The 1,183-nt window shown below is 70.9% G+C and carries 1 protein-coding gene; it reads left to right on the top strand.

The features are described 5' to 3' along the window. Positions 1-255 precede the first annotated feature (255 nt). Positions 256-1,183 (top strand): methyl-accepting chemotaxis protein (locus WFH32_RS19225; protein WP_336708890.1); only part of this gene is annotated, 928 nt, incomplete at its 3' end.

The following is a 1,183-nucleotide window of genomic DNA, read 5'->3' as shown; positions in this document are numbered from 1 at the left end:
CGCTGCGCAGGAGAGCGCGGCGACGATGCAGCGGATGAGCGTGGCGGTCGACGAGCTTGCCCAGGTCTCGGTCGAGCTGCGCACCCGCGTCGCCCAGTTCCGGATCTGAGCGAAGAACGTCAGCACGAGCCGGTACGGCACCCGCCGCACCGGGCAGCACCACCCCGGGAGCACCAGTCCCGGGCAGTCGACTCGGCCACGCGGGGCGTGGCCGACAGCAGGGGACACAGGTCCCCCCAGATCGAGAGGCGAGCGATGAGCGAGCAGCAGAACGCACCGCGCCGGCTGTGGGCCGACCGCCCGGTGCTGGTCAAGATCGTCATGTCCGTCCTTCTCATGGTGGTGGTGACCGCGGTCGTCACCGCGTTCGCGCTCAGCTCGATGCGTACGCTGCGGGCAGACGCCGCGCTGATGTACAGCGGCAACGTCGTCCCGCTCCAGCAGCTCACGGAGATCCAGCGCGCCTACCAGGGCGACCGGGCCCGGGTCGTCCAGTACGGCATCGCCGACGAGGAGACCCGCGGGACGCTCGTGGACGAGCTGGCCGAGCGCAAGGTCGACCTCCACTCGCAGATCGAGGCCTATCGCCCCAACGCGGTGAACGAGGCCGACGTCGACGCTCTGGTCGCCGCGCTCGACACGTACTACGCGGCGGCCGAGGGGACGCTGTTCCCGTTCGCGGACGAGGGCGACGCCGAAGGGTTCGCGACGTACTTCGACGAGACCATCCGTCCGTTGACGACGGGTGTCCTCGACGCCATGCAGGTGGAGACCGTCTCGCAGGGCGAGGAGGCGGCCGCTCTTGCCGACGAGACGGATGCCGTGGCGGCACGGTCGATCCTCCTCACGATCCTGGTCGCGGCGCTCGGTGCGGTCGCGGCGTCCGCCCTGGCCTACGTCGTGGCTCGCAACATCGCCCGCCGGATCGGCGCGGTGTCCTCGGCCCTGGCAGCGGTGGGCGACGGCGACCTGACGGTCTCCTCCGGCGTGACCGGGCGTGACGAGATCGGCACCCTGGCCGTCGACCTCGAACGCACGCAGGCGAACCTGCGTGCTCTCATCACGGGAGTGGTCGAGTCGTCGGTGACGATCGCGTCGAGTGCGGAGTCGTTGGCGGGGGTGTCGTCGCAGTTCTCGGCGTCGTCGGAGGAGACGGCGGCGCAGTCGGGGGTGGTGGCTGCGG

Origin of the sequence: Oerskovia sp. USHLN155, assembly GCF_037145535.1 — a bacterium.
In the GTDB taxonomy this organism is placed as follows: domain Bacteria; phylum Actinomycetota; class Actinomycetes; order Actinomycetales; family Cellulomonadaceae; genus Oerskovia; species Oerskovia rustica.
This window is presented reverse-complemented; position numbering and strand designations above follow the sequence as displayed.